This window comes from Streptomyces sp. NPDC001410 (genome assembly GCF_042895235.1).
In the GTDB taxonomy this organism is placed as follows: Bacteria; Actinomycetota; Actinomycetes; order Streptomycetales; family Streptomycetaceae; genus Streptomyces.
This window is the reverse complement of record NZ_JBIAWE010000018.1, coordinates 178,545-202,407: the sequence shown is the minus strand read 5'-3', so window position 1 is coordinate 202,407 and position 23,863 is coordinate 178,545. Positions and strand designations below refer to the sequence as shown.

The window sequence follows — 23,863 nt, the reverse complement described above, 5'->3', positions numbered from 1 at the left end:
GGAGCCGCCACGCCGACGCCTCATTGCCGATGCGATTGCTGACAAAAATGTTGATGTTGTGCGTGGCGGGTCCTTAGCGTCTGGCACACTCACTGACCCCCTCCAGGGAACGCCTCCTGGACGAGAGGAAAACGAAGATGTCCTCCTCCCCCGCCCCCTCCGCTCGCGGCAGCGGACTCGCGCTGCTGGTCGTCGGTCTGTGCTGGCTCGCCGTCCTCTTCGACGGCCTCGACATGTTCATCTACGGCTCGGTGCTGCCCCACCTGCTGGCGACCAAGACCTTCGGCCTCACCCCCGACCGGGCCGGCGACCTCGGCAGCTACGCCACCTTCGGCATGCTGGTGGGCGCCCTGACGGCGGGCACGGTCGCGGACCGCATCGGCCGAGGCTGATGGTCGCCTGCGGCACACTGTTCTCGCTGGCCTCCGGCGTGTGCGCGATAGCCGACAGCGTCGCGGTCTTCGGCCTCGGCCGGACCCTGGCCGGTGTCGGCCTCGGCGGTCTGCTGCCCACCGCGATCAGCATGGTCTGCGACTACGCCAGGGGCGGCCGCGGCGCCCTGACCATCGGCCTGCTGATGACGGCCCACCACGCCGGCGGCATCCTGTCCGCCTACGTGGCCAAGTGGCTCGTGGAGCCCGTCGGCTGGCGCTCCGCGTTCTGGGTCTGCGTGCTCCCGCTGCTCTTCGTCCCGGTGCTCGCCAAGGTGCTGCCCGAGTCGCTGAGCTTCCTGGTCGCCAAGGGCCGCACCGAACAGGCCCGCGCGCTGGCCGACCGCTACGACGTCGAGCCGCCCGCCGCGGCCGACAGGAAGACGCCCGCCGACCGCTGGGACGCCCTGCTCGGCCTGTTCCGCGGCGGCGAGTGGCTCCAGACCCTGCTCTACTGGCTGGCCTCCTTCGGCGGACTCCTCCTCGTCTACGGCGTCGCCACCTGGCTGCCCACCCTGATGCGCGGCGAGGGCTACAACCTCGGCTCCGCGCTGACGTTCGTGGTCCTGTTCAACCTCGGCGGCATCGTCGGCATGCTGCTGGCGGGCCGCGCCGCCGACAGCTTCGGTGCCCCGCGCATCTCCGCGGTGTGGTTCGCGCTCACCGCGGCCGGTGTGTTCCTGCTCAGCGTCCGCATGCCGCTGGGCGTGACCTTCCTGGTCGTCTTCCTCGCCGGCGTGTTCCTCAACAGCGCCCAGACGATGATCTACGCGACCGTCTCCATCCGCTCCACCCCTGACAGCCGCGCCACCGCCGTCGGCTGGACTTCCGGCATGGGCCGCTTCGGTGCCGTCTTCGGCCCGTGGCTCGGCGGTCAGCTGCTCGCCGCGGGCAACGGCGACTGGGGCTTCACCGCCTTCGCCCTGGCCGGCGTGTCGTCGATGGTCTTCATCGGCCTCGCGGCCCTGCGTTCGGCCCGGGGGCCGCAGCGCAGCGGCGCGGAGCAGCAGCTCGTCGCCGCCCGGTGACCGGCACGGTGCCGCACCCGGATCCCGGGTGCGGCACCGCCGTCGCCTCACTCGCCGGGCGGCTCCACGTCCAGACCCGTGCACGCCAGCTTCCCGCCCACCTCGGCGCAGGCCTCCACGCCCTTGGGTGAACGGACGGCGAGCATCGGGCTGGTGTCCTGGGCGGAGTCGTCCGCCGGATAGCTCGCCGACAGCACGTCCTGTCCGGCCCGCACCGACACCTCCCGCGCCATCGGCGTGCGCACCCGCACCTGCGACCACGCGGTGCCGCAGGCGGGGGAGTAGCGCAGCCGGACGTCGTAGTCGGTGTCGGACACCATGCTCGTGGTCTGCGCGTCCCGGGCGCACACCGACGCGTCGGGCAACTGACCCTGACAGGACCGGGCGTGACAGCGGGGCGCGGTCAGGAGGGTCTGTGCGGCGGGAGCGGGGGAGCCCTGCCGGCCGGAGACGGTGACCGCGGCGGCCACCGCGGCGGCCGTGCCGAGCAGCGCGAGCGCCGACAGCGGAAGCCATCGGGGGCGGGACCGGCCCGCCTGCTCGGGCGGACTGGGTGCGGGTGGCTCCTCGGCCGCCTCCCACAGGGCCAGTACGGCTTCGGGATCGGCGCCGGCCAGTCGGCTCAGCGCCTCCACCGCGCCCCGCGGGGGCCGTTTGGTGCCGGTCAGATAGCGGTGCCAGGCCGACTTGCTGTACGGGGTGCGCGCCGCCAGTGCCGCCAGGCTCAGTCCCGTACCGTCCTTCAGTTCGCGCAGTCTCACCACCAGTGGCTCGTCCGGCGTGGTCGATCCTTGGGGATGCCGCATCGTGCGTCCCTCGACTCCCATTCCGCTATGGGCGCTTTCGCCCCTGTTGTCGGAATAGCTGCCCAGGAGATCGGGATCCGCAACACCGGCCGAGGTATGAGGACGGTGAGGCATATGCGCGCCGAAGGCCTGTTCGGGAGAAGGGAGTTCCCGAGCAGGCCTTCGACGGTCAGACGATGCGTGCGTGAGTGGTCGTCAGCACCACGGGACGGCGGTGCGTCCGGTGCGGACGTAGCGGGCGGAGACATAGCCCCGGTGGTGCGGGAGGCGGTACCAGGTGTGGTTGCCGTACACCCAGGAGCCGTGCGTCTTGCAGCTGAGCGTGAGCAGCCGGTGCGTGTGCCGGTGCCCGATCACACGGTAGTTGGTGCCCGGGCCGGAGCGTACGTTCAGCCGGGCGCCGTGCGTGGAGACCCGGCCGAGGGTCGGCATGGTGCGGCGGTACGACATGCCCTGCGCGACTGCCCGCGCCACTCCTGCGCCGACGAAGTGGTGCATGTGGCGCGTGCGGTACCGACGGTGGTGGACGCGGCGGACGGTGCGCTTGGCGTGGTGGCCGCGGTGCTTGGTGTGGTGCGTGCGCTGCTTCGCGTGGTGCGTGGTGTGCCGGGCCGCGACGCTGGGCACCGGGCGCGGGGTGGTGGTCGCGCTCGCCGAGGCGGCCCCGGCCGCCGTGGGCAGGAACGCGAGCACCGCGACCGTGGCCAGCACCCCGCTCTTGAGAGTCCGTCGGATCATGGAAACCTCCGGCTGTCGTTCTTGTGACCACGAACCGTGATCACAACAGCCAGCGTTGCCGTGACGGGCCGTCAGGATGCCGGTCCCGCGTCCCCTGGGACGCCGGGGACGTTCCCGGGGACGGGCACCGCCCCGCGTCTCGCCCCATCCGTTCCTGTGCCGAGAGGTGTTCCGGCTTCCTGCGTGTCCCCGTGAACGTCCGGGCACGGGCGCTTCGCTGGGCGCTTCACTAACTTACTTAAGTTACGCAACCACATGGTAAACTCGTGGATATGCCCACGGAACCGCTGCCCGACGTCCCGCCCGCCTCTGCCGAGGTCATCGAGATCGAGCGTGCCCTGACGCGCATCACGTACCTGGCCACGCGTGCCCGTCAGCACGAGCGGCTGATGGCGCTGGCCGGGGTGCCGCTGGACCGGGCCGCGGTGGCGCTGCTGCGGCAGATCGCCGACTCCGAGCCGCTCAGGCCGGGGGAGCTGGCGCAGCGGCTGGGCGTGGAGGCCTCCCATGTGACGCGGACCGTGCAGCAGCTGCAGCGGTCGGGGTACGTCACCCGGGTCCCCGACCCCGACGACCGCCGGGCCCAGCGGATCGAGCTGACCGACGCGGGCCGGGAGGCCGTCGCACGGGTCCGGGAGGCCGGGGCCCGCGGGATGCAGCTTGCCCTCTCCGACTGGCAGCCCGCGGAGCTGCGGCAGCTGGCCGGGCTGTTCCACCGCATGGTCGACGACTTCCTCGCCTACGCGGTGGACGACGAGTCCGGCCAGGAGACCGACGCCCGCGCGACGACGGCGTGACGGCAGCGGCTCTGGCTGTTCCTTCCGGAGCGGCGGTCCCGGCCGTTCCTCCCGGAGCGGCAGTCCCGATCGTTGCTCCCGGAGCGGCAGTCCCGATCGTTGCTCCCGAGGCAGCTGCCCCATCTGTTCATCCCGAAGCCACGGCCCCAGTGTCTACCGTCGAGTAATATCCGGCGGCAGGACACCAGAGGAGGATCCGTGCCCCGGTCCGAACGCTCACCCCTGCTGCTGGCCGGTCTGCTGGCCTCGGTCGGGGTCGCCCACTTCGCCGTCCCGCGGCAGTTCGACGCCACGATTCCGAAGGTGCTGCCGGGCTCGCCCAGGGCCTGGACCTACGGCAGCGGGGTCGTGGAACTGGCACTGGCGGCCGGTCTGGCATCGCCCCGCACCCGCGCCGTCGCCGCGAAGGCGGCCGCCGCCTTCTTCGTCGGGGTGTTCCCCGCCAACGTGAAGATGGCCGTCGACTGGCGGCACCGGCCCGCGCCGCAGCGGAACGCGGCCCTGGCCCGGCTGCCCCTCCAGGTGCCCCTCGTGTTGTGGGCCCGCAGTGTGGCAAGGAACGGAGAGGGACGGTCGTGAGCGAGCGTATCGAGGTCGGGGACAAGGTCGAGGACTTCGCCCTGCAGGACGAGACCGGCGCCACCCGGCGGCTCACCGAGCTGCTGGCCGAGGGCCCGGTGGTCCTCTTCTTCTATCCCGCCGCCCTGACGCCCGGCTGCACCGCCGAGGCCTGCCACTTCCGCGACCTCGCCGCGGAATTCGCCGCCGTCGGTGCCCGCCCGGTCGGAATCAGTGGTGACAGTGTCGAGCGGCAGCAGGAGTTCGCCGGCCGGCACACCCTCGGCATGCCGCTGCTCTCCGACGCCGACGGAGCGGTCCGCGAACGGTTCGGGGTCAAGCGGGGCTTCACACTCGCGCCCACCAAGCGGGTCACCTTCGTCATCGCCGAGGACCGCTCGGTCCTGGAGATCGTCCGCAGCGAGCTGCGGATGAACACCCACGCCGACCGGGCCCTGTCCGCACTGCGCGCCCACAAGGGCTGAAGCGCGCGGGACGTGCCGTGCTCGTCCACGCCGGTGAGCCGGACTTCGTCCAGTGGCTCGCCGAGCGCAATGAGCGTTCGCCCGACGGCCGCCCGTACCGGCAGGGCGTACACCCCGTGATCGCGGTGCCGCTCCGCGCCCGCGGCACCGCCCTGGGCGTCGCGGTGTGCATCCGGATGGCCCACCCGGACGACTACGGCCCCGACGACGCCGTCTTCGCCGAGGAGCTGGGTAGCCGCGCCGCCGTCTGCGTCGACAACTCCCGCCGCTTCACCCGCGAACGCAGCACCGCCCACGCCCTCCACCACAGCCTGCTGCCACGGGACTGCCCGGACAGGCCGCGGTCGACGTCGCCCACCGCTATCTGCCCTCCGGGTCGCTGGCCGGCATCGGCGGTGACTGGTTCGACGTGATCCCGCTCTCCGGCAGCCGGGTCGCACTGGTCGTCGGGGACGTGGTCGGCCACGGCATCCAGTCCTCGGCCACCATGGGCCGGCTGCGCACGGCCGTCCGCACCCTCGCCGACGTCGACCTGCCCCCGGACGAACTCCTCAACCGCCTCGACGACCTCGTCACCCACCTGGCCTCCGACGAGAGCGGTGAGGAGGTCGCCGAACTCGGCGCCACCTGCCTGTACGCCGTCTACGACCCCGTCTCCCGCCATCTGCCCATGGCGGCCGCCGGCCACCCGGCCCCCGCCGTCGTCCTGCCCGGCGACATCCCTGAGTTCGTCCCCATGACCGCAGGACCGCCCCTCGGGGTCGGCGGGCTGCCCTTCGAGGCGACGGAACTCGAACTACCCGAAGGCTCCATCATCGCCCTCTACACCGACGGACTGATCGAGGACCGCGACCGGGACTTCGACCGCGCCACCAACGAACTGCGCCCGCCCTCGGCACACCCGCCGACTCTCTGGAAGCGCTCAGCGACAACGTCCTCAAGGCCGTCATGCCCGAACACCCCACCGACGACGTCGCCCTCCTCATGGTCCGCACCCGCGCCCTCGGCGGCGACCGCGTGGCCACCTGGGACGTACCGCCCGACCCGGCCCGGGTGGCCGGCTTCCGGCAGGCGGCCACCGAACGACTGGCCGCCTGGGGGCTGGAGGAGGCCGCGTTCGTCACCGAACTCGTCGTCAGCGAACTCGTCACCAACGCCATCCGCTACGGCGAACCGCCCATCAAGCTGCACCTGATCCTCGACCGCGCGCTCATCTGCGAGGTCTCCGACGGCAGTTCCACCTCACCGCACCTGCGGCGGGCGCACGCCTACGACGAGGGCGGCCGCTGACTGCTGCCGGCTGCCCCAGCTCACCCAGCGCTGGGGCAGCCGGCAGACGGGCAGCGGCAAGACCATCTGGGCGGAACAGCCGTTGCCCGACGCCTGATCACTGGAACGGGCAGCCCGGGTTCGGCGCGTCCTCCGAGAACGGGGAGCCGTGCGGCAGTACGTAGAGCACATCGAGGACGAGCGGGGTGTCACCCAGGTTGCGGCCGAGGTGGACGTGGTCCGGGCCGGACGGCTCCTGGATCGTCGAGCCCTTCCGGTACACGCCGTCCGAGGCGCAGGTGGAGTCGAAGTGGCTGAGGGTGCCCTGCTTCACGAAGCCGTACAACGGACCGTCGTGGTAGTGCCATCCGGTGCTCTGACCGGGCGGGACCGTGATCTCCCGCAGGGTGTAGTCGGTGTCGCCGATGGTGGTCTGGCTGATGATCCGGGCCGTCACCCCGGGCCCCGGCGGGGTCGCCCCCGCGGTGCCGCAGGTCAGGACGGTGGCGACGGTCAACACGCCGGTGACGGCCAGGCGGAGTGCGGTGCGCATGCGGAGCCTCCATGGACGCGAGGGGGTACCGCCGTGAACATAGGCCCGGGGAAGGCGAGTCGGGGGCGGAACCGGGTAATCCGGATGCCCCGCCGGCCTCCAACACGCTTTGCACCGCCAGGAAGTCCAACCGTGCCGCCAGCACGGCGCCATGGCTATTCGCCTGGAGCATTGGCTTCGGCGCGGGCGCGCTCCACAGCGGCATCGACCTCCTCACGGGTGAATTCCTTGCGCAAGCGTTCCCCGTGAGCGTCGGTGATGTCGATGACGATGCCGGTCCACTCCTCGGCGGGCTCTTCCGGCACATGCCCGAGCTGGTACTCGGCATCCCGAAGGAGTTCCTCCGTCACCCGTACACCGGTCAGCCGCTCAGCAAGGGCGAAGACCGCCGCCTTGGTGTCGACGTGCGTCTCAGATGCGCTCTCTTCCTCGGAGAGGGCGAAACCAACCTCACGCATCACCGTGTTCAGGGCGTCGGGGGTGCTGCCGCCCCTTGCCGTGGCCCACTCGAAGGTGGTCCGGAGCTCTCCGTCCTCGTACCAATGGAAGAGGTGGATGGGTTTGCCTCCGTTGCTGGAGTGCGTCACTGCGCGCCCGCCTGCCGACAGGACCTCCAGAAAGCGTGGCTGTATCCCTACGCCGCCGTCGAAGTGCAGGACCAGTGTCCAGTCTTCGTCGGCGCCCGGCACGGTGAAGGCACCCGAGATGAAGGACTCTTCCCAGTAGTCCGTCGCATCGAGTAGTTCGTCCTGCTGCTCGATCAACGCGTCCACCCCTGTACACGTGCCCTGCGGCTCCGCCGCCATCACCCGCTGCACGTCCCCCGGCGTGACGCCCCGCACCAGGGTCAGGGTGTATCCGGTATCGAGCGCGTAGCGGAACCACGAGGACGAACGTATCCAGGCGTAATCATGTGCGGTTACCGAAGTCATGCAGCACAGTCTGCCTGCCACCGCTGACACGGACCCGTGAAGCAGGTTCGGTACTGCCGCAGCTCGTGCACATCTCGTGTCGGCTGCTGCCGGTGGACGCCGCTCGAACCAGCGCTCACGCGCCTCTCTTGCCTGCGCATGCGCCGAGTCCGGCAGGAATACGGCACGCATGGAACAAGTGTGCTGCGCCAGTAACCCGGGCGAAGTCGTGGATGTAACAGGGCCTTGAGCAATCCGCGCGTCGGGGCGTCTTCTGGGAAGTATGCGAAGAGGCGACGAGGGCAGGATTCGAACCTGCGTCCACCCGGGATCAGAGCCGGGCGCTCCTCCGCAGAGCTTCCTCGTCGCCACCGTGATCATTGCTTGGGCCACCGCGTGGGTCAACTGATTTGCAGGGGCGGACGCGCGGGGATTGCCGTCGATCACGTCCACTCTTGAGCGGCAGCACGCTTGTCCTTGCCGGAGAAGACCCCTGCCGACCGGAGAGCGCTGGCCATGAGTGGGTCGGCGACGGCGACTCCGTGTACCAGCTCGGGTGTCCGCCGGAAGGCGACGGCCTCAGTTGCCGGCCTGGGAGCGGTCCAGGCGCCAGCTATCGGGTCCACCCGATACCGGGCGCAGACGGCTTCGACGAGCGAGCGTGGGCATTCCTTCTCACCCCGGAGTACTTCCCAGGGCAGAGGGAGCTCTGCCCAGACGTAGGTGTCCGGGTGCAGCCCGCCCCCGCTCATGCGGTGCCAGTACGCCACGTCGGCCGCCATCAGGCGGGGCACCTTGCCAGGGCAAATCCGATCCAGGATCTCGCCCTGCCCCAACTCGGTCAGCAGCGCGAACCAGTGGGCCCGGGCCGTGTTCCATGCCTGTGCGGCCTGGTTCCACGTCGACGAGTCGTTGCCACGGCGCACGATCATCGTGTTGCGTTCCAGCGGATGCCGGTTCCAGGCGTCCTCCAGTAGACCTGCGACCTGGCGTAGGAATCCGTTCCATCGAACCAGCAGCTGTGTGAGGTCCTGGTCGGACACGTGGGCCAGCACTTCAGCTGTGGGGTGCACATGCGCGACCGCGTACCAGCAGGTCCGCTCGGGAAGGTTCCGCAGGCGCTGGAACAGGGCCTCGGCGACCTCGTCGTAGACCTGACGCTGCCGGCCGTTGGTGAAGACGCTGCGCATGTAGCCGCGTGCCGTGATGTAGGCGATGAAGGCTGCCGTGTCCGGGTCTGTGGCGAACAGCTCGTACGGGAGGGCGTGGGCGAGCGCGCCTTTGCCGGTGATGGTCACTTCGCGCAGGCGTTGCTCGTGGATGAGCCGGGCCAGTTTGGCTTCCATACGGCGCAGTAGTCGGAAGCGCTTGTTGTACTGGCGTTTGGAGATCTCACCGAGGCCCGCCGCCGTGCGCTCGGCCCGGTTGAAGCGGTCCGTACCGAAGTCGTTCTGCCCGTATGCGCGACCGATCTCCTCACCCGCTCGCCGGATCACCGCCTCGATCTGGGCGGGATCATCCCCGGCGTTGTCCGGGAGGTCCGGCACGCTCATGAACAGGCTTGCCGCTCGGGCGAGCTGGCGCTGTGCGCCAACCGGACGGGCGAATTCCTCCCGCATGGAGGTGTAGCCGTGCCAGAGGTTTCGCAGCGAGTGCTCAGCGGCCTTGGCGAGCGCTGCCTCGGTTGCTGCGTCGAGGTCAGAGCCCTGGGCGGCGTACAGATCCTGGATGAGCCGGGCCACATCTTCCGGACGCTTGCGCAGTGTGAGCGAGGCGTGCAGTTCACGGAGGAGCTGTTCGAATGTGGGCGACGGCATGAGCCTCACCTTGTCATCACCACGATCAGGTCTCCACTGCTTATCCGCACGTCGCAGTCACAGAGCGAGCTTCGGATGCCTGAACTGCAACATCGCCCGTCAGCCGGAGACAGAGGATCAGGTGCGGCTGATGTACCGGGCCGCACACGCCTGCCCCACCGGATCCGTCCACCCGCCCGCCTACTCGAACCCGTGCCCGCTGCCCCTGGACGCTGGCCGCGTCCGTGCAACGCGGTGCGCAGGAGATGAACTTCGAGTGGGTGCTGCCGGGACACGGGAGCTTCCACCATCTGCCCGCCGAGGAGATGCGGGAGCGGATGCGGACGGTCGGGCAGTGGGCCGTCACCCACCCCGAGCAGGAGGTCGACCACGGCAAGGTCCGCTGCTGACCGCCGTACCCGTCGACCCCGGCACCGCATGACGCCCACCGGCGCCCGCGGTCACTCCCGGCGGGCGTCGGCGGCGACCTGGGCCAGGGTGCGTCCCGTGCGGACCGAGCGGGCCCGGCGGGGATCCGGGGTGCCGTGTGCCTCTGCGCGGGCGGGACCCTTGCGGACCAGCAGCCACGCCTCCTCCCCGTCCTGGCCGGTGCGGAAGCGGGTGAGGGCGTACTCGCCGTGCAGCTTGGACCCGTGCAGCCGGAAGGTGGCGTGTCCCTGCTCCAGCGACTCCGCGAAGTCCACCGGACGGCCCCGGCGGTCGTGGCTGAGCGGCTCGTACGTCCCGTGGTCCCAGACGATCACGGTGCCGCCGCCGTACTCGCCCTTCGGGATCACGCCCTCGAAGTCCTCGTACTCCAGCGGATGGTCCTCGGTGGGCACGGCCAGCCGCTTGTCCCCGGGGTCCGTCGACGGACCCCGCGGGACGGACCAGGACTTCAGGACGTCCCCGACCTGCAGTCGGAAGTCGAAGTGCATCCGGCGTGCGTCATGGATCTGCACCACGAACCGGGGCCGCGCGCCCGCCGGGGCCGCCGCCTTGCCCGACGGCTCGCGGGTCCGCTCGAAGTCACGCTTGCCGCGATAGGTGCGCAGCCGGTCCTCCGTCGCCACGAGCGGCTCCTTCCACGCATGGGCCTCACACCCGAGTACCCCGGTACGGTTTGCTCAGCCGGCCATGCCGTCCAGCTCCGCTGCCGCGTCCTGCGGGAGGACCAGAGCGGCCGCGGCGATGTTCTCGCGCAGGTGGTCCGGGGACGACGTGCCGGGGATGAGCGCGATGTTCGGTGAGCGGCGCAGCAGCCAGGCCAGGGCGACCTGCTGCGGTGCGGCGCCCAGCCGCGCGGCCACCTTCGACAGCGTCTCGGACTGCAACGGCGTGAACCCGCCCAGCGGGAAGTACGGCACGAAGGCGATGTTCTCCGCCGCCGTACGCTCGACGAGCGGGTCGTCCTGCCGGTTGGCCAGGTTGTACAGGTTCTGCACGGTGACCACGGGCGCGATCGCCTGCGCCTCCCCCAGCTGCGCGACGGACGCGGCGCTGAGCCCCAGGTGCCGGATCAGACCCTGCTGCCGCAGCTCCGCCAGGGCGCCGAACTGGTCGGCGACGGAGTCCTCGTTCGGGGTGTCCATGTCGCCGAGCCGCAGATTGACGACGTCCAGCGTCTCCAGCCCCAGGTGCCGGAGGTTGTCGTGCACCTGCGCCTTCAGGTCCTCCGGATGCCGGGACACGGTCCAGCTGCCGTCGGCTCCCCGTCGCGCGCCGACCTTGGTCACGATGTGCAACTCGTCCGGGTAGGGGTGCAGGGCTTCCCTGATGATCTCGTTGACGACCACGGGGCCGTAGAAGTCGGCCGTGTCGATGTGGGTGATGCCCGCCGCCACCGCCGCACGGAGCACCGCCACGGCCCGCGCCCGGTCCTTCGGCGGGCCGAACACATGCGGCCCGGCCAGCTGCATGGCGCCGTAGCCCATGCGGGTCAGGGTCAGACCGTCGGCCGGGGTGACGGTGCCGCCGAGCTGTGCAGTCATGTCGTACCTCTCGTGCTGTGCGAGGGCCACCGGTACGTCCGGTGCCCTGTCTCCACGGTGCGCCGAACGCCGCCCGGGCGGCAGTGCCCCCGCGTTCCTGGGAGTGACAGGGACAGCCACGGCCACCGGTACGGCCGTACGGTGGTGTCATGGACGGTACGAACGCGCTCGGCGAGTTCCTGCGCGCCCGCCGGGCGCAGGTCCGGCCCGAGGACGTGGGGCTGCCCGGCTCGGGCCTGCGCCGGGTGCCGGGGCTGCGCCGCGAGGAGGTCGCGATGCTCTCCGGCATCAGCTCCGACTACTACCTGCGCCTGGAGCAGGGCCGCGACCGCAACCCGTCCGCGCAGGTCCTCGAGGCCATCGCCCGGGTGCTGCGGCTGGACGCCGACGCCACCTCCTACCTGCTCGGCCTGGTCCAGGAGCGGCCCACCGGCGCGCGGCCTGCGTCGCGCACCCGGGCGGCCCGCGGCCGGGAACCGGTGCCGTCCAGCCTGCTGCAGCTCATCGACGGCTGGCCCCGCAACCCCGCCTACATCCAGAACCGCTACACCGACGTCCTCGCCGCCAACGCCCTCGCCACGGCCCTCACCCCGAACTGCCGGCCCGGCGTCAACCTGCTGCGGGCCGTCTTCCTCGACCCGGCCGAGCGAGCACTGCGCCGGGACTGGGAGGACCTGACCGAGGAGGGCGTGGCCACCCTGCGCACCTACGCCGGGCCCGACGCCGACGACCCCCAACTGCGCGACCTGGTCGGCGATCTGTCCCTGCGCAGCGAGCGCTTCCGCATGCTCTGGGCCCGGCACGACGTACGGCCCCGGCGCGGCCGGGTCAGCCACCTGAGCCACCCACAGGTCGGCGACCTGGACCTGCACTCGAACAAACTCTCCGTGGACGGCACCGACGGACTCACCCTGGTCGTCTTCCACGCCGAACCCGGCAGCCGCAGCGCCGAACTCCTAGACATCCTCGGCAGCCTCACCGCACCCCACCCGGGCGCCCGGACCGAGCGCGTCGAGGAGCAGTAGACCGGCACCTGACTCGATGCCCTCCCTCGCGTAAAACTCCGGCAGCGCCTTCAGCCGACGTCCGGCAGCGTCTCGTGGAAGGCTTCGGCGTCGGCCTTTTGCTGCGCCAGTACGGTGTTGTACTCGCGGACCGCAGTCAGCCACCGCCACGGCCGGATCTCGTCCAGCGTGAGTCCCGGGCAGGCCAGTTGGTGGGGGATCCGGCATGTCGCCCCGGGCGGTGGTTCGTCCAGGCCTCCGTTCCAGGCGGTGCCGTTGCCGTCCGTGTGCCAACGGTGCCCACCTGGTACGAGGTGGGCGGGCAGGATGAGGCGGGGTTCGAGGAGGACGTGCTGCCCGGTGTACGTGGCCCGCCGGTCGCAGGTGAGCCCGCACTGTGGGCAGATCGGCGGATTCGGCGGTTCGGGTCCGGTGGCGCCGTCGTTGGCGGCTTGGGCGCGGTCGGCGGCTTCCCACGGCTGCGTTGTGCCGACGGGTGGCTGCCGGGATCCGTCCGGGCCCGGTCCGGGTAACGGAATGACGCTGTCCTCACGGTCGGTGTCCCCCATATCCCTGAGCGTGCGGGCTCCTGTCCGGGCGGGGAAGGGCGCGAACCGGGCGCAACGGGTGCAGACCGGCGGGGCACACAGGTGCCGGCCGCGGCTCCGGTGTTGCCGTTGCTGCTGGATCACGAACCGCGTGATGCTCGGCAAGATCCCGGCAACACGGGAGATCAGGGCATCGGCCGCCACCCCAGCGCCGGGCCCAGTCTTGTCGCCATGTCGGTCAGGATCTGGACGTAGTCCTCGTGCTCGAAGGTGAACGGCAGGGCGAACGCCACCTCGTCGATCTCGCGGAACGCGGCGTGCGCGTGCAGCCGCTCGGCGAGTTCGTCGGAGGTGCCGACCAGGTCCGGGGCGAAGAGGAGTCGCGCCGGGCCCTGCGGGGAGGCCGTCCGGAGGAGGCGCTTGGCCGCGTACGCCTCGTACTTGGCCCGCTGCTGGGGGCTCGCCGAGTCGGTGGGGATCACCACCAGACCCTGGGAGACGCGGGCCGCGTCCCCGTCGGGGTGGCTCGCACGGAAGGCGCGGATGTGGGACAGCTGGATCTGCGCGAAGTCCAGCGGTCCTTCCGGGCCCTCGGCCTTGACCACGCTGCTGGTCAGGAAGTTCATGCCGTGCTCGGCCGCCCAGCGGGCCGAGCCGAGGCTGCCGCCGCCGTACCAGAGGCGGTGGCCGAGGCCGGGGGAGTGAGGTTGGACCATGTCCGAGAACACCTCAATGCCCTACACCGCTGAAGCCGTCGGCCGGTTCGCCGCGCACGAAGTCGAGGAGGCGCCGCACCCGCTCGTAGCCGAAGTTCTCGGCGTCCGCGGTGTCCGGGTACAAGGCCTCCCTGACCTGCTCGTAGTGCATCGGCGGGCCCACGCTGACGCCGGGGTTCAGCCGGCCGCCGGACAGGATGTCCACGGTCGCCAGGTCCTCGGCGAGGCGAAGCGGGTTCTCCCAGCCCAACGGGATCACCGCGGTGCCCAGCTCGATGCGCCGGGTGCGCTGTGAGGCCGCCGCCAGCATCGCGACCGGGGACGAGATGCCGTGCTGCAGGTGCCGGTGGCGGACCCAGGCGCTGTCGAAGCCCAGCCGCTCGCCCAGCTCGATGATCTCGAGCGTGGCCTCGTGGCCCCGGCCCGGGTCGGCCGCGTCGAACAGACCGATGGTGAGGAAGCCCAGCTTGCGCAGCGGGCGGGCGGTGGACGGCACGGGCTCCTCCAACGGTCGTACGTCGGCTCCGCCCAGGTTCTGGCGTTGGCTCTGCCCCGGTTCTGGCGTCGGCCCCATCCCGATTCTGGCAGGCGAGTGTGACAACCGTGTGATCAGTTCAGCGGAATGGTGACCTCGTCCTCGACCGGCGGATCGAGTTCCTGGACGCGGTTGCCCGTCGCCGCGAAGCAGCGCAGCCGTACCGCCTCCGGGGTGACGTCCAGGCGCAGGAAGCACTTGAAGAACGGCGGGCTGTAGGTGGCCGAGCCGGGCGAGAACAGCTGGGTGTACAGCTTGCGCACCGGCAGCCGGAAGCGGGAGGCGCGGTCGGGGCGGCCGCCGGTGCCCAGCAGGCTCGCGACCAGGCGGGTGCGCCGGGTGACCCGGGTGTCCGGGCCGGGCGCCCGGCCCGGCTCGATGCCCAGGCGTTCGGCGATGACGGCCGTCGCCTCGGACTCGGTGAGCGTGAAGAAGCGGCGCAGGCGCAGGCGGCGGCCGTACAGGCGGCTGTAGAAGGCCAGCGAGTCGCCGCGCAGCGGATAGCAGCGGAAGTCGCGTTCGGTGACTCCCGCGACCGACACCCGCGCAATGGTGTGGGTGGCGTGCATGAACGCGCCGCCGCCGCCCGAGACCACGTACTGGATGGTCCGGCCGTCCACGTCGACCGGATAGCGCTGGTAGTTGTGGATGTCGCCGCCGATCGCGGCCACGTAGTGGTGCGCCGGGTCGCGGACGATGTCGTCGACCGTGCCGCCGCCCTCGATGGCACAGGGGTGGTGCTCGCCGTCCACGTACAGCGGCGAGCCGGTGATCAGGATCTTCGGCTTCGGCCCGCGGGAGACCTCCCGTAGCCACGCGCCCTGTTCGGCGTCGATCGTGCCGAGTAGCCCGGTGTCGATGCCCACGATCCGCACCGGACCGGCGTCGATCGCCCAGTACGGCCCCGGCTGTACGGCCTGTTGCCCGGGCGCCGACCGCAACTTCCGTGCGTCGGCCAGGCGTTGCCCGTCACCCGGGCGCGGGCGGTGCCAGAGCAGGTTCTGCCACCAGGCGCCGGTGAGCGGGCGGGGCGTGGGCTCGGGGGCCGGCGGCGGGGCGTCGGCGCAGAAGACGCGCATGAACGCGCCGAGGTCCTCGTACCAGTCGTGGTTGCCCGGTATCGCGTATATGGGTGCCGGGTAGTACTGGTACGGCTGGAAGAACTTGGTGCCGTAGTCGTCCGCGCTGCCGACGGGGTAGATGACATCGCTCGCGATCACCGCGAACTCCGAGTCCTGACCCGCCTTCAGAAAGCCCGGTACGACGGCGTACTGGGAGTCGTCGCCCTCTCCGGTGTCCCCGATGACCATGAAGGAGAACCGGTCCGGCACCTCCCGCCGGATCACCTTGTCGACGGGTGCCCCCGCCTCGGCCTGCCGGGCCACCAGGCGGCTGCGGGTACGGCCCGTCGGGTCGCCGAACCAGGACGCCAGCACGCCGTTGCGGGCGGCCCACAGGGTCCTCGGGTTCAGCCACGACAGCTTCTCGACGTGGTCGGGCATCAGCCGCTGGTAGGCGCCGCGTTCGGCCGCGCCCCAGCCGGCGCCCTGTGCGGTATCGCGTGAGGAGTCAGACACGCGGTGCACGGTAACAACGTGCCGATCACGGCCCGCAGGGCGGGGCCTGACACGATGCGTCCCCGGACCCGCACCGAGCGTTCCCGGAGCCGCACCGACCGAGAGGCCCGTATGACAGGCGACGACACCTCCGCCCTCGACTTCCTCGACCTGGTACCCGACCTCGAAAGCGGCCCGGAGCGGCTGCTGTTGGGGATCCGTCACTTCGACGAGCCGTTCCTGCTCACCGTCTCCCTCTCTCAGGGCGTCGGCTCCAGCGAGCTGCAGCTGGACCGGGGCCGGGCGGGCAAGGCCCGCCTCGCGGAGTTCCGCCGGGCGGGCGGCCGGGTGCTGCTCCTCGTACGCAACAAGCACTTCCTGACCAGCGGCGAGCCGGCCGCCGTGCGGGCGGGCCAGGAGTCCTTCGCCGTGTCCGTGGTGTGGAGCGGACCGGTGCTGCGAGAGGAGGCGGGAGCGGTCGTCGTGGACGCCACCGGGCTCGTCCTGTACGACCACGACCGTGTCACCGAGCACCTGGAGGACGAGGGACAGGGCGAGTACGCCCTCGACACCGCCACGAGTCTCCCGCTTGTCGCCGACGGCCGCACCGGGCCGGACGCCACCCGCCTGCCCGCCCTGCTCACCTTCCGGGGACCGGGTCGTGGTCCGGCCCTCCGGGCGGTAGCCGCCGACCCGCGCGCGGTGACCGTCGTCCAGCAGTTGGTCCTCCTGCGCCTGCCCAAGGCCCCGCTGCCCGCCCGCCGTTACCATCCGGCCTCCGGCAGCTACGGTGTCGGGTGGGCCGACCACGGCCTGGCCGGCCGTGCGGACACCCAGGTGAAGGTCCAGCCCCGGTTCCGTGCCGAGCCCGGTGGCGCGCCCATCGTCTTCCGCGTCGACCCTGCCGTCCCCGAGCCCTTCCGTACGGCGGTCGTCGAGGGCGGCAACTGGTGGCGGGAGGCCTTCGCCCGGATCGGCCTGCCCGACGCCTACCGGGTGGAGGCCGCAGGCGACGACTTCGACCCGCACGAACCGGCGGTCAACTCCGTGGTGTGGGTGCACCGTTCCGGCCGCGGCTGGTCCCTGGGGCAGGGCCTGACGGACCCGCGCACCGGTGAGATCCTGCACGCCCGGGTCCGGCTCGGCTCCCAGCGCCTCGACCAGGTCCGCGCCCTCGGCGAGGCGCTGCTCGCCCCGTACGGCCGCCCCGACGAGGCCGAACGCCTGGCCACCGTCGAGGAGTTGGTGCTGGCCCGGCTCCGTCTGCTTGCCGCGCACGAGATCGGCCACGCCCTCGGGTTCATGCACAACTTCGCCAGCACACGGCACCCGGCACCGTCCGTCATGGACTACCCGCACGCCCGCGTCACCGTGACCGACACCGGCGACCTCGACCTCGGCCACGCCTACCCCATCGGCCTGGGCCCCTGGGACCACTTCCTCGTCGCCCATGGCTACGGCCACCTCGCCGACGAGGAACGCGAGTTGGCCGGGCTGCGCCGCGAGGTGGCGGAGGCGGGCCTGATGTATGTGAGCGACGTGGACGCCCAGGGCACCGCAGCCGCCCACCCGGACGGCGTGCCCTGGGCGACCGAGGGAGACGCGCTCCGCGCCCTGGAGACCGTACTCCGGGTACGCCGCATCGCCCTGGAGGGCTTCTCACGCGGGGTGCTGCCGCCCGACCGGCAGACCGGTGAACTGGAGGAACGGGCGGTGCTGCTGCACCTGCTCCACCGCCACGAGGTCACCGCCGTCGCCCGCCTCGTCGGCGGGGTCCGGTACGGCTATGCGCAGGCCGGGGACGACTCCCCGGGCGCGGAGGCCGTCGACGCGGCCGCCCAGCGTACGGCCCTGACCCGTCTGGCCGAGCTGCTCCGAACCGATCAACTCGGTCTGCCGGAGGCCGTGTTGGAGGCCCTCACCCCGCCCGCCATCCGGTACGGGCGGACCGACCAGTACTTCGACACCCGCACCGGACGGCTCCCCGATCCCTTCGAGGCCGTACGCACCGCCGTCACCCTCGTCACCGCCGAACTGCTCGACCCCGCCCGGCTCGGCCGCGTGGCCTGGCAGCACGCCAAGGACCCGGCCGTGCCGGGCGTCGAGGATGTCGTGGACGCCCTGCTGGACACGACCTGGCTGAGCGACGAGGAGGACGGCGACGCGCAGGTGCCGGGTGGGGAGGGTGTGCGGCACACGGCCGACTGGACCGTCCTGAACCATCTGCTCACCGTCCTCGAATCGCCCGGCCTGCACGCCCCGGTCAGGGCCACCCTCCGGAACGCCCTGCGACGGCTCGCCGACACCCTGCGCGTGCAGGTCGGGGAACAGCGGCGTGAGGCGGCCAGGTCGATCGGTGCCTACCTGGCCGACCCACGCACGGTGAGGCTCGACCCACTGCCCCGGGTACCGCCCGGGGCGCCGAACTGAGGGCGTCTGATCAGCCCACAGTCCTGGTCAGTCCACAGTCCCGATCAGTCCACGGCCAGCGAGAACGGCCCGGCCAGCACCGAGTAGCCGTCATTGGCGAGGTAGTACACGTCGTACCTGCCGGCGCCGCCCAGCTTGCCGGTGGAGAAGGTGGCCGCGCCGCTCGCGTTGGGCGTGTAGGCCCAGGTCAGTGCGGACCGCTGGCCCGGGGTGACACCGGCCGGGTAGATGCCGATCCAGTTCTTCGCGCTGACCTGCGCGGCGGACGGAACCGAGTACCGGAAGGTGACGTTGCCGCCGTTCGCGACCGCGTTCAGGTCACCGGTGAGCGTCGGCGTCGTCGCGCGGGACGGTGCGAAGGCGGCGTTCAGCGGCGTCGCGTAGGTGTCGTTGGCGGTCAGGCCGGGCAGGCCGAGGGCCGACTCGATGGTGCGGGCGATGCCGTAGTGGTCGTAGTGGGCCGGGCTGCTGGTGCCGGCCGGGACGGTGCCCTGCGAGCCGACGACCGTGGTGACGATGTGGTTGTAGGCCTCGCTGTTGCTCTCGTCCCAGGTCAGGACGAGCAGCGAGCGCTGCTGGGTCCAGGCGGGGGAGGACAGCACCGGGGCGAGGGTCTGCCTCAGCCAGCCGTCCTGCGTCTTCAGGCTGGTGGCGCTGCCGTTGCCGGAGGCCTCGCCGTCGTAGTAGTCGTCGGCGGCGATCCAGGAGAAGTTCGGCGTGGTCGCGGCCGACTGCAGGTCGGTGGTCAGCTGCGTGGTGTCGAACAGGTGGGCGGCGCAGCGCGACGCGTTGCCGCTGATGTCGGTGTAGTTGATGAACGGGGCGTCGTCGGGCTCGTAGTAACTGTCGTAGTTGTTCTTGGTGTTGCAGGGCGTGCCCATGCCCTGCTCGTAGGCCTTCCAGGTCTTCCCGGCGTCCTCCAGGGTGTCGCCCAGGTTGCGCTGCGGGGAGTTGATGTTGGGCCAGTACGTGGCGCCCTTGGCGTAGGTGTCACCGCCCGCGACGGCGAGGTAGTTCTCGTCGCTCGGATGGTAGACGCCGTGGAAGTCGGTCAGGGTCGCGCCCTGGTTCATCAGACTGTGCATGTAGGGCGTGTCGGCCGGGTCGTTCATGACCGCGGAGTAGTCGGTGTTCTCCATCATGACCATGAACACGTGGTCGTAGCCGGGCACTTGGGACACGGGCGGGGTGAGCGGCGCCGGCGCGGCGACCGGGGTGTCCAGGGTGAGGGAGAGGTTGTCGAGGTAGCCGGTCTCGTGCGACGTCGACAGGAACTGCACCTCGACCTGGATCGACCGGGTCCCGGCGGGCACCGGGCCGGTGGTGCTGCGGGACAGGAACTCGGTGGCCAGACCCCGGTCGGACGCGGAGACCGTCGGCAGCTTGGCCGTCGCACCCAGCGGGCGGCCGCTCGCGTCCTGGAAGTGCAGGCCGACGGCGACGTAACCACCGTAGACCGTCCAGCCGCCGAGCCAGCCGGAGAGGTTGTAGCTCACACCGCCGCCGTCGATGGCCGTGGCCGCCGAGGAGACGTTCACGGTCTGCGACATCGAGCCGTCACCGAAGTTGCCGGGTCCGAAGAAGGCCTTGCCGGGGGCCTTGCCGTCGCCGGGCAGCCCGAAGGACCCGGCGGTGTGGCACATGACGTCAGGGCCGCCGGCCTGGGTGGTCCAGCCGGGCACCGTGGTGGCCGCGGACCAGTCGTCGGTGCAGTAACCACCGGCCTCCGCATCGCCGTTGACGATCAGATTGCCGCTGCTCCCGGCCGCGTGGGCCGGGGGAGCGGAGACGATCAGTGCGCCGAGGAGGGCCAGGAGCCCGCCGAGGGATCTCCAGCGCAGTCGCATGCGTGTACCTCGTCCCGTTCAAGAGGGTGTGGTGAGGGTGAGGGCCGTAGGGCCCGGCTGTGCACGATGAACGGGACATGGGTATCGGTCTGCGCTGTCGAACGGAAGAACCGAGACCAAACTTGACCAGACAAGTTGGCATGGTGCCGGTCAGGTGGCGCCCTGCTCCGGGGCGTCGCCGGGCGCCGCCAGCCAGGGCATCCGACGGACGAGGATGTCCCGTACCCGGGTGAGGGTCGCGATCCTCTCCTCCAGCTCGGCCACCCGGTGTGCGCCCACGGCATAGGCGTCGGCGCACGCCTGCGAGTAGGTGAAGACCTCGGGCAGACCGGTGTCGAGGTAGCCGACGAACGACTTCACGTCCTCGACGGTGAACCCGGAGGCCAGCAGGTCGCGGACGTTGCGGACCCGGGTCACCGCGGCCGGACCGTAGACGCGGTACCCCGCCGACGTCCGGGCGGACTCCAGCAGGCCCTGCTCCTCGTAGTAGCGCAGGGCGCGGGTCGTGGTGCCGGTGCGTTCCGCCAGCTCGCCGATCAGCATCGCGTCTCCCCCGTGAAGTCCCCGTCAGGCTACCGGCGTTGACACGGGGGCTCCGGTGAGGCGGACCACGGTCCGTCCGGTGTACCGGCCGCCGACCAGGTCGAGGAGTGCCTGCGGGGCGCTCGCCAGCCCTTCGACCACCGTCTCGTCGTAGACGACGGAGCCCTCCCGCAGCCAGCCGCGGAACTGCTCACCGAACTCCGCGGCCCGGTCCAGATGGTCGAACAGGGTGAAGCCCCGGATCGTCAGACGCTTGCCGACGACGCTCAGCAGATCGCCGGGCCCGTCGTCGGGACGGCCCGTGCGCTGCCGGTTGAGTGCCCCGCACACCGCGACACGGCCGTGCACGTTCATGACCTCGATCGCGGCCCGCAACTGCTCGCCGCCCACGTTGTCGAAGTACACGTCGATGCCGTCCGGCGCCGCCGCGCGCAACCGGTCCAGAACGGGGCCGTCGTGGTAGTCGAAGGCGGCGTCGAACCCGAGGGCGCCGGTCAGGTGGGCCGCCTTCTCCGGCGAACCGGCGCTGCAGATCACCCGGGCCGCGCCCTTGAGCCGGGCGATCTGCCCGGCCAGGCTCCCGGTGGCCCCGGCCGCGCTGGAGACGAAGACGGTGTCCCCGGGCCGCAGCCGCGCCACCTCCATGAGCCCGACGTAGGCGACAAGACCGAATCCCAGGTGCATGGACGGGCTCGGGTAGGCGCTCGCGTCCACACGGCGGAACGCATCCACGCCGGCCACCGCGTACTCCCGCCAGCCCAGCCGGTGCACCACCAGGTCGCCCACGCCGAGCGCCGGATCCCCCGAGGCGACCACCTCGCCGACGGCGTCCCCGTACATCACCTCTCCCACCTCGTAGGCGGGCATGGGCAGTCGGGAGCCGCCCGACATCAGCAGGAGCATGCCGGGGTCGAGCGACATGAACAGGTTGCGTACCAGCACCTGGCCCGGGGCCGGGTCGGGGACCGTGGTAGTGACGATCTCGAAGTGGTCCGGAGTGGGGAACCCGTCGGGCCGCGCGGTGAGTCGGGCCTCAAGACCTGTACGGGGCGGGCGGGAGGAGGCGGGCGTCGATGCGCTCGTCGTGAAGGGCTTCATGCGGGCGACGCTAGGCATTGACCCATACGTGAAGGTCAACCCCGGTTCGCGGTGCCGGGTGCGGCGAGCGTGTCGGGATGGGCAGCAGCCGCCCACATAATCGAATAACTGTGTGGCGACTGGGGAGCCTCCCACCCGTGGCCTCCCTCTCCCTCCCCGCCCAACTCGTCCGCACCGCCCGCTACACCCGCGGCGCCCCCGCCCAGTTCACTGTTTCCGGTGACGGCGCAGCGCTCCTGTACCTGCGGGGCCGTACGGGCGACGAGCCGGCTCCGGGTCTGTGGCTGCTCGACCTCGACACCGGTGCGGAACGGCTGCTCGCCGATCCGGTCCGGCTCACCGGGGATGCGGCGAGGCCCCGCGGCATCGAGGCGTACGGCACCGACCGCGCGGCCCGGCTGGTCGCCTTCGCCCTCGCCGGCGCGTTGTGGACCGTACGGGTGGGCGGCGGTGAGACCCGGCGGCTTCCCGCCCGCCGCCCGGTAGCCGATCCGCGCCCGGACCCCACCGGCCGGCGGATCGCCTACCTCCGCAAGGGCGCGCTGTGCGTGATCCGGGCGGACGGCACGGAAGAGCGGGTGCTCGCCGAACCGTCCGATCCCGACGTCGAGTTCGGTGCGGCCGAGCACACGTCGGCCACCCTCCCCGACGGCCCGCGCGGCCACTGGTGGTCGCCCGACGGCACCGCGTTGCTGTGCGCCCGCACGGACAACCGCCGCGTCCGGCGCTGGTACAGCACCGACCCCGCCACCCCGGACAGCCCGCCCGAGGTCCACCGTTACGCCACCGCCGGGACCCCGAACCCGGACGTCACCCTGTGGCTCGCCCCTCTCGACCGACCGCTCATTTCCGCCCGTTGGGACCGGGGTGCCTTCGAGTACGTGGTCGGAGCGGGCTGGGACGTCCACGGGCCCTTCGCGGTCGTGCAGTCCCGCGACCAGTGCACGGTCCGCTTCCTCGCCATCGACCCCGCGGACGGCCGTACCACGGTCCTGCACGAACAACGGGGCGCCCACTGGGTGCAGTTGGTGACCGGGCTCCCCGTCCGTACCGCCTCCGGCGCCCTGTTGTCGCACGCCGACCTGCGCGGCACCCGTCACCTGGCCGTGGACGGTGAGTCGGTCACCCCGGGGCGGGCCTCCAACTCCGCGCCGTCCTCGGTGTCGACGGGGACGACGTGCTGTTCACCGGCTCCGACGAGCCCACCGAGACCCACCTGTGGTCCTGGAGCCGAGCGGCGGGCCCGCGGCGGCTGAGTGCGGGAGCGGGGCTGCACGGGGGAGTGCGGCGCGGCGGCACCCTCGTACGGACCACCCTGGACGCGGAGGGCCCGGGCGGGCACGCCGAGGTGCTGCGTGCCCAGCGACCGGCGCTGCCCGTGCCGTCGTACGCCGGCCTGTGCTGGACGTGCGCCGGACCCCGCTGCGGCTGGGCCCACGGGAGCTGCGCGCCGACCTGTACCTGCCTTCCTGGCACCGACCCGAGCACGGCCGGCTGCCCGTGCTGCTCGACCCGTACGGCGGCGCGGCGACTCAGCGGGTGACCGCCGCGCACGACTGGAAGGACCTGCTGTCCCAGTGGTTCGCCGAACAGGGCTTCGCGGTGCTGGTCGCCGACGGCCGCGGCACCCCGGGGCGCGGTCCCGACTGGGAACGGGCGGTGCACGGCGACCTGCTCGGGCCGGTGCTGGACGACCAGGTGACCGCACTGCACGCGGCGGCCCGCCGCCATCCCGTCCTCGACCTGGACCGGGTCGGCATCCGCGGCTGGTCGTTCGGCGGCTCGCTCGCCGCGCCGGCCGTCCTGCGCCGCCCGGACGTCTTCCACGCGGCCGTCGCCGGCGCGGGCGTCACCGACCAGCGGCTCTACCACGCCCATTGGCGCGAGCGCTTCCTCGGCCACCCGGACGAGTACCCCGAGCGGTACGACGCCTGCTCGTTGCTCGGCGAGGCGCACCGGCTCACCCGCCCGCTGCTGCTCCACGGCCTCGCCGACACCAACGTGCGGCCCGTCCACACGCTGTGCCTGTCCGAGGCGCTGCTCGCGGCGGGCCGTCCGCACGAGGTGCTGCTCCTGCCCGGCACGGGGCACCAGCCGTTCGGCACCGACCTGACCGAGGGCCTGCTGGGCCATCAGGTCCGGTTCCTGCGGGAGCACTTGGGGGCCATAACTACGGGAGTGTCCCGAGCTGTCCCGCCCGCATAGGGAAAACCCTCGATTGCC

Annotated in this window: 20 protein-coding genes, 1 tRNA gene and 3 pseudogenes; 10 read left to right on the top strand and 14 right to left on the bottom strand. The window is 71.7% G+C overall.

All coding sequences use genetic code 11. The features are described 5' to 3' along the window. Positions 1-137: 137 nt before the first annotated feature. Positions 138-1,459: pseudogene (locus ACFY3C_RS34370) on the top strand (MFS transporter). Between the two features lie 47 nt (positions 1,460-1,506). Here ACFY3C_RS34370 and ACFY3C_RS34365 read toward each other — a convergent pair. Both ACFY3C_RS34365 and ACFY3C_RS34360 read right to left on the bottom strand, forming a co-directional pair. After that, entirely contained in the window at positions 1,507-2,265 is a 759-nt protein-coding gene (locus ACFY3C_RS34365) for an XRE family transcriptional regulator (protein ID WP_386578832.1), read from the bottom strand. A gap of 195 nt (positions 2,266-2,460) precedes the next feature. Beyond that, positions 2,461-3,003: a hypothetical protein gene (locus ACFY3C_RS34360; RefSeq protein WP_390773576.1), complete on the bottom strand. Its 543-nt coding sequence runs from the start codon at positions 3,001-3,003 to the stop codon at positions 2,461-2,463. 272 nt (positions 3,004-3,275) lie between these two features. Between ACFY3C_RS34360 and ACFY3C_RS34355 the strand changes: the two genes are divergently transcribed. From ACFY3C_RS34355 to ACFY3C_RS34340, 4 genes and pseudogenes are all read left to right on the top strand, one after another. Next, entirely contained in the window at positions 3,276-3,800 is a 525-nt protein-coding gene (locus ACFY3C_RS34355; protein WP_386578830.1) for a MarR family winged helix-turn-helix transcriptional regulator, read from the top strand. A 198-nt stretch (positions 3,801-3,998) separates the two neighbouring features. Next, positions 3,999-4,379 carry a hypothetical protein gene (locus tag ACFY3C_RS34350; RefSeq protein ID WP_386578829.1) on the top strand — a complete coding sequence of 127 codons (381 nt, stop codon included), beginning with the start codon at positions 3,999-4,001 and terminating at the stop codon, positions 4,377-4,379. Next, positions 4,376-4,843 carry a peroxiredoxin gene (locus ACFY3C_RS34345; protein ID WP_386578828.1) on the top strand — a complete coding sequence of 156 codons (468 nt, stop codon included), beginning with the start codon at positions 4,376-4,378 and terminating at the stop codon, positions 4,841-4,843. The genes ACFY3C_RS34350 and ACFY3C_RS34345 overlap by 4 nt, the downstream gene beginning before the upstream one ends. A 2-nt stretch (positions 4,844-4,845) precedes the next feature. Next, a pseudogene (locus tag ACFY3C_RS34340) lies at positions 4,846-6,230 on the top strand (SpoIIE family protein phosphatase); the annotation flags it as partial. On the opposite strand, the gene ACFY3C_RS34335 reads toward ACFY3C_RS34340, so the two are convergent. The 4 genes from ACFY3C_RS34335 to ACFY3C_RS34320 all read right to left on the bottom strand — a co-directional run bounded on the left by ACFY3C_RS34335 (position 6,231) and on the right by ACFY3C_RS34320 (position 9,393). Then, positions 6,231-6,665, bottom strand: coding sequence for a cupin domain-containing protein (locus ACFY3C_RS34335; protein ID WP_386578827.1), 435 nt, complete (start codon positions 6,663-6,665; stop codon positions 6,231-6,233). A gap of 155 nt (positions 6,666-6,820) precedes the next feature. Further along, positions 6,821-7,597: a DUF6461 domain-containing protein gene (locus ACFY3C_RS34330; RefSeq protein ID WP_390773575.1), complete on the bottom strand. Its 777-nt coding sequence runs from the start codon at positions 7,595-7,597 to the stop codon at positions 6,821-6,823. A gap of 273 nt (positions 7,598-7,870) precedes the next feature. Further along, positions 7,871-7,943: transfer RNA gene (locus ACFY3C_RS34325), tRNA-Gln, on the bottom strand. Positions 7,944-8,019: 76 nt separating this feature from the next. Continuing rightward, positions 8,020-9,393, bottom strand: a complete 1,374-nt coding sequence (locus ACFY3C_RS34320; protein WP_390773574.1) for a hypothetical protein — start codon at positions 9,391-9,393, stop codon at positions 8,020-8,022. Positions 9,394-9,638: 245 nt separating this feature from the next. Here ACFY3C_RS34320 and ACFY3C_RS34315 point away from each other — a divergent pair, with 245 nt between their 5' ends. Then, positions 9,639-9,782 (top strand): hypothetical protein, encoded by a 144-nt coding sequence (locus ACFY3C_RS34315; RefSeq protein ID WP_386578824.1) that lies wholly within the window; start codon positions 9,639-9,641, stop codon positions 9,780-9,782. Positions 9,783-9,833: 51 nt separating this feature from the next. Here the strand turns inward: ACFY3C_RS34315 and ACFY3C_RS34310 are convergent, their stop codons facing one another. Both ACFY3C_RS34310 and ACFY3C_RS34305 read right to left on the bottom strand, forming a co-directional pair. Beyond that, positions 9,834-10,445: a DNA polymerase ligase N-terminal domain-containing protein gene (locus ACFY3C_RS34310; protein ID WP_390773573.1), complete on the bottom strand. Its 612-nt coding sequence runs from the start codon at positions 10,443-10,445 to the stop codon at positions 9,834-9,836. A 54-nt stretch (positions 10,446-10,499) separates the two neighbouring features. Further along, positions 10,500-11,363 carry an oxidoreductase gene (locus ACFY3C_RS34305; RefSeq protein ID WP_386578822.1) on the bottom strand — a complete coding sequence of 288 codons (864 nt, stop codon included), beginning with the start codon at positions 11,361-11,363 and terminating at the stop codon, positions 10,500-10,502. A gap of 149 nt (positions 11,364-11,512) precedes the next feature. Between ACFY3C_RS34305 and ACFY3C_RS34300 the strand changes: the two genes are divergently transcribed. Further along, entirely contained in the window at positions 11,513-12,388 is an 876-nt protein-coding gene (locus ACFY3C_RS34300; protein WP_390773572.1) for a helix-turn-helix domain-containing protein, read from the top strand. A 50-nt stretch (positions 12,389-12,438) separates the two neighbouring features. Here the strand turns inward: ACFY3C_RS34300 and ACFY3C_RS34295 are convergent, their stop codons facing one another. The 3 genes and pseudogenes from ACFY3C_RS34295 to ACFY3C_RS34285 form a co-directional block, all read right to left on the bottom strand. Continuing rightward, positions 12,439-12,936: a DUF6083 domain-containing protein gene (locus ACFY3C_RS34295; RefSeq protein WP_390773571.1), complete on the bottom strand. Its 498-nt coding sequence runs from the start codon at positions 12,934-12,936 to the stop codon at positions 12,439-12,441. Between the two features lie 164 nt (positions 12,937-13,100). Next, positions 13,101-14,127: pseudogene (locus tag ACFY3C_RS34290) on the bottom strand (LLM class flavin-dependent oxidoreductase). 113 nt (positions 14,128-14,240) lie between these two features. Next, a complete protein-coding gene (locus ACFY3C_RS34285) occupies positions 14,241-15,743 on the bottom strand; it encodes a metallophosphoesterase family protein (RefSeq protein WP_390773570.1) in 1,503 nt (500 codons plus the stop codon). 111 nt (positions 15,744-15,854) lie between these two features. Here ACFY3C_RS34285 and ACFY3C_RS34280 point away from each other — a divergent pair, with 111 nt between their 5' ends. After that, complete coding sequence (locus tag ACFY3C_RS34280) at positions 15,855-18,152, top strand: zinc-dependent metalloprotease (protein WP_390773569.1); 2,298 nt, start codon at positions 15,855-15,857, stop codon at positions 18,150-18,152. Between the two features lie 44 nt (positions 18,153-18,196). Here ACFY3C_RS34280 and ACFY3C_RS34275 read toward each other — a convergent pair whose 3' ends face one another. The 3 genes from ACFY3C_RS34275 to ACFY3C_RS34265 all read right to left on the bottom strand — a co-directional run bounded on the left by ACFY3C_RS34275 (position 18,197) and on the right by ACFY3C_RS34265 (position 21,640). After that, positions 18,197-19,999: an alkaline phosphatase family protein gene (locus ACFY3C_RS34275; protein ID WP_390773568.1), complete on the bottom strand. Its 1,803-nt coding sequence runs from the start codon at positions 19,997-19,999 to the stop codon at positions 18,197-18,199. Between the two features lie 150 nt (positions 20,000-20,149). Further along, the gene (locus tag ACFY3C_RS34270) at positions 20,150-20,542 is read right to left on the bottom strand and encodes a MerR family transcriptional regulator (protein WP_390773567.1); all 393 of its coding nucleotides are present in this window, start codon (positions 20,540-20,542) and stop codon (positions 20,150-20,152) included. A 24-nt stretch (positions 20,543-20,566) separates the two neighbouring features. Next, complete coding sequence (locus ACFY3C_RS34265) at positions 20,567-21,640, bottom strand: NADP-dependent oxidoreductase (RefSeq protein WP_390773566.1); 1,074 nt, start codon at positions 21,638-21,640, stop codon at positions 20,567-20,569. A gap of 137 nt (positions 21,641-21,777) precedes the next feature. Between ACFY3C_RS34265 and ACFY3C_RS34260 the strand changes: the two genes are divergently transcribed. Continuing rightward, on the top strand, positions 21,778-22,896 hold the full coding sequence (locus ACFY3C_RS34260; RefSeq protein ID WP_390773565.1) for a DPP IV N-terminal domain-containing protein: 1,119 nt from the start codon (positions 21,778-21,780) through the stop codon (positions 22,894-22,896). A gap of 151 nt (positions 22,897-23,047) precedes the next feature. Beyond that, the gene (locus ACFY3C_RS34255; RefSeq protein WP_390773564.1) at positions 23,048-23,845 is read left to right on the top strand and encodes an alpha/beta hydrolase family protein; all 798 of its coding nucleotides are present in this window, start codon (positions 23,048-23,050) and stop codon (positions 23,843-23,845) included. The last annotated feature ends 18 nt before the right edge of the window (positions 23,846-23,863 follow it).

Coding starts and splice junctions, on each gene's coding strand:
- ACFY3C_RS34365 (WP_386578832.1), bottom strand. CDS start 2,265: ATGCGGCATCCCCAAGGATCGACCACGCCGGACGAGCCACTGGTGGTG.
- ACFY3C_RS34360 (WP_390773576.1), bottom strand. CDS start 3,003: ATGATCCGACGGACTCTCAAGAGCGGGGTGCTGGCCACGGTCGCGGTG.
- ACFY3C_RS34355 (WP_386578830.1), top strand. CDS start 3,276: ATGCCCACGGAACCGCTGCCCGACGTCCCGCCCGCCTCTGCCGAGGTC.
- ACFY3C_RS34335 (WP_386578827.1), bottom strand. CDS start 6,665: ATGCGCACCGCACTCCGCCTGGCCGTCACCGGCGTGTTGACCGTCGCC.
- ACFY3C_RS34330 (WP_390773575.1), bottom strand. CDS start 7,597: ATGACTTCGGTAACCGCACATGATTACGCCTGGATACGTTCGTCCTCG.
- ACFY3C_RS34320 (WP_390773574.1), bottom strand. CDS start 9,393: ATGCCGTCGCCCACATTCGAACAGCTCCTCCGTGAACTGCACGCCTCG.
- ACFY3C_RS34315 (WP_386578824.1), top strand. CDS start 9,639: ATGAACTTCGAGTGGGTGCTGCCGGGACACGGGAGCTTCCACCATCTG.
- ACFY3C_RS34305 (WP_386578822.1), bottom strand. CDS start 11,363: ATGACTGCACAGCTCGGCGGCACCGTCACCCCGGCCGACGGTCTGACC.
- ACFY3C_RS34300 (WP_390773572.1), top strand. CDS start 11,513: ATGGACGGTACGAACGCGCTCGGCGAGTTCCTGCGCGCCCGCCGGGCG.
- ACFY3C_RS34295 (WP_390773571.1), bottom strand. CDS start 12,936: ATGGGGGACACCGACCGTGAGGACAGCGTCATTCCGTTACCCGGACCG.
- ACFY3C_RS34280 (WP_390773569.1), top strand. CDS start 15,855: ATGACAGGCGACGACACCTCCGCCCTCGACTTCCTCGACCTGGTACCC.
- ACFY3C_RS34275 (WP_390773568.1), bottom strand. CDS start 19,999: ATGCGACTGCGCTGGAGATCCCTCGGCGGGCTCCTGGCCCTCCTCGGC.
- ACFY3C_RS34270 (WP_390773567.1), bottom strand. CDS start 20,542: ATGCTGATCGGCGAGCTGGCGGAACGCACCGGCACCACGACCCGCGCC.
- ACFY3C_RS34265 (WP_390773566.1), bottom strand. CDS start 21,640: ATGAAGCCCTTCACGACGAGCGCATCGACGCCCGCCTCCTCCCGCCCG.